Origin of the sequence: Roseisolibacter sp. H3M3-2 (genome assembly GCF_029211165.1) — a bacterium.
Classification (GTDB): domain Bacteria; phylum Gemmatimonadota; class Gemmatimonadetes; order Gemmatimonadales; family Gemmatimonadaceae; genus Roseisolibacter.
Genome location: NZ_JARGEK010000562.1, coordinates 1 through 2,171 on the forward strand (window position 1 = coordinate 1; position 2,171 = coordinate 2,171).

Sequence of the window (2,171 nt, forward strand, 5' to 3'; positions counted from 1 at the left end):
GCGCGTGCGCGGCACCGCGGCGTGGGCGCTCGGGCAGCTCGGCGGGCGCGCGGCGCCGGCGGGGCTCCTGCGCGCGCTCCGCGACACGAGCGAGGACGTGCGCCTCAAGGCCGCCTGGGCGCTCGGCCAGATCGGCGACACGGCGGCGGGCCCCGCGGTGCGCGACGCGCTGGAGCGCGAGACCGGCGGCGCGCGCCTGCGCCAGGCGCTCGTCCGCGCGCTGCTGAGGTCCGGCGAGCGGTCGGAGCAGGCGCTGTCGACGCTGCTCGCCTCGCGCGACCCGCAGGTGCGCGAGGCGGCGGTGCGCGGCCTCGCCGGCCGCGACGCGTTCAACCCCTGGCCGTGGCCGTGGCCGCGCCCGCGGCCGTTTCCGTGAGCGCGGGATCGCGCGCGGCGTCGAGCAGCGCGTCGAGGCGCGCGCGCACCGGCGCCGCCGGCACCGCGCCGACCACGCGCGCCGCGAGCGCGCCGTCGCGGAACACGAGCGTCGTCGGCAGCCCGCGCACGCCGAGGCGGACCAGGGTCGCGGGATTCGCGTCGGCGTCCATCTGGAAGACGCGGAGGCGGTCGCCGTAGTCGCGCGCCGCGGCCTCGACGATCGGCCCCATCACGCGGCAGGGGCCGCACCAGGCGGCGGTGAACTCGACGGCGGCCACGCCGGTGCGCACGGCGTCGTCGAAGGTGGCGTCGGTGACGGCGGAGAGCGTGGACATGCGGGGCGGGGTTGGAGGGTGCGGCGGGCGGTTGCCCGCGTCCCACGCACCGTACAACTTCAAGCGCACTTCAAGTCAACGCCCATGTCGCGGATGAGCATCGGCGAGGTGGCGCGACGCGCCGGGATCGCGCCGTCGGCCATCCGCTACTACGAGTCGCTCGGCCTGCTCCCCGCCCCGGCGCGCGCGTCGGGACAGCGGCGCTACGACGCGTCGGTGCTGGAGTGGCTGTCGCTGATCGCGCTGGCGCGCGAGGCCGGGTTCACGATGGCCGAGGTGGGGCAGCTGGTCGCCGGCTTCGTCCCCGGCACGCCCCCCGCCGCGCAGTGGCGCGCCCTCGCCGCCCGCAAGCTCGCCGAGATCGACGCGCAGGTCGCGCGCGCCGAGCGGATGCGCGCCGTGCTCACGATCGCGCTCGACTGCGGCTGTTTCCGCCTCGAGGACTGCGCGTCGCTGCTGGACGCGGGACCGCTGAACGGGGAGAGTCCGTGCGTGCTGCCGGCGGCGCACCGGGCGCTTCGGGCGGCGGACGGCGGGTTCTGAATCCGCAGCCCGCCGCCCGCAGCGTCCCGCGCGCGGGACTCACCGCACCGTCACGCGCCGGATCCTCGCCCCCTCCTGCATCCGGTCCACCACGTCCATCCCCCGCGTCACCTCGGCGAACACCGTGTAGTCGTGGTCGAGGCGCACGTTGTCGACGGTGTTGAAGTAGAGCTGTCCGTCGCCCGTGTCGCGCCCGCGCGTCGAGATCCCGACCGTGCCGCGGTTGTTCTCCAGCCCGACCTCGTCGCGCGTGAACGGGCCGTCGCCCTCGTACTCGTTGGCGTGCGGGCTCCCCCCCTGCACCACGAAGAACGGCGCGATGCGGTGGAAGGTGAGCCCGTCGAAGTAGCCCGCGCGCGCGAGGCGCGCGAAGCGCCACGCGTTGGTCGGCGCGTCCATCGGGAAGAGGCGCAGCTCGACGCGCCCGCCGTCGGCCATCAGGATCGTCGCCTCGCGCACGGTGCGCAGCTGCGCGACGGTCGGCACGGGGCGCGGCGGGAGCCGCTGCTGCGCCGCGGCGACGCCGGCCAGCGCCGCGGCGCGCTCGGCGACCGCGGGGTCGAAGTCGCGCGCGTACCGCGCCGGCACCGCGCTCCCCAGCGCCTCGACGAGCGCCAGGCGTGCGTCGCGCGACGTCTCGCGGCGGCGCGCCGTCTCGCGGTCGAGCGCGGCCACGAGCGCCGGCGTCGCCGACGCGTCGCGCGTCCCCCTGAGCGCGTTCGCCGCCGACATCAGCACCTGCGCCGGGTCGCGCCGCAGCGCGTCCACGTACAGCGCGTCGTCGGCGTGCCCCGCGTGCTCGGCGAGTCCGTCGATCGCCTCGCTGGCGACGTTCGGGTCGGGGTCGCGCGCCAGGCGGCGCAGCGCCGCCGTGTCGGCGAGGCGCCGGGCGGCCCGCGCCGCCCACGCGCGGCC

The 2,171-nt window shown here is 77.8% G+C and carries 4 protein-coding genes; 2 read left to right on the plus strand and 2 right to left on the minus strand.

Annotated elements, in window-relative coordinates:
* On the plus strand, window positions 1–376 hold a 376-nt coding region (locus tag PYV61_RS24505; RefSeq protein ID WP_275836501.1), incomplete at its 5' end, for a HEAT repeat domain-containing protein.
* On the opposite strand, the gene PYV61_RS24510 is transcribed toward PYV61_RS24505, so the two are convergent.
* Window positions 330–713 carry a thioredoxin domain-containing protein gene (locus PYV61_RS24510; protein WP_275836502.1) on the minus strand — a complete coding sequence of 128 codons (384 nt, stop codon included), beginning with the start codon at window positions 711–713 and terminating at the stop codon, window positions 330–332. The two genes, PYV61_RS24505 and PYV61_RS24510, sit on opposite strands and share 47 nt — an antisense overlap.
* Window positions 714–806: 93 nt before the next feature.
* Here PYV61_RS24510 and PYV61_RS24515 point away from each other — a divergent pair, with 93 nt between their 5' ends.
* Window positions 807–1,256 carry a MerR family transcriptional regulator gene (locus tag PYV61_RS24515; RefSeq protein WP_275836503.1) on the plus strand — a complete coding sequence of 150 codons (450 nt, stop codon included), beginning with the start codon at window positions 807–809 and terminating at the stop codon, window positions 1,254–1,256.
* 39 nt (window positions 1,257–1,295) lie between these two features.
* On the opposite strand, the gene PYV61_RS24520 is transcribed toward PYV61_RS24515, so the two are convergent.
* Window positions 1,296–2,171, minus strand: an 876-nt coding sequence (locus PYV61_RS24520; RefSeq protein ID WP_275836504.1) for a peptidylprolyl isomerase, incomplete at its 5' end; no start/stop codon positions are given.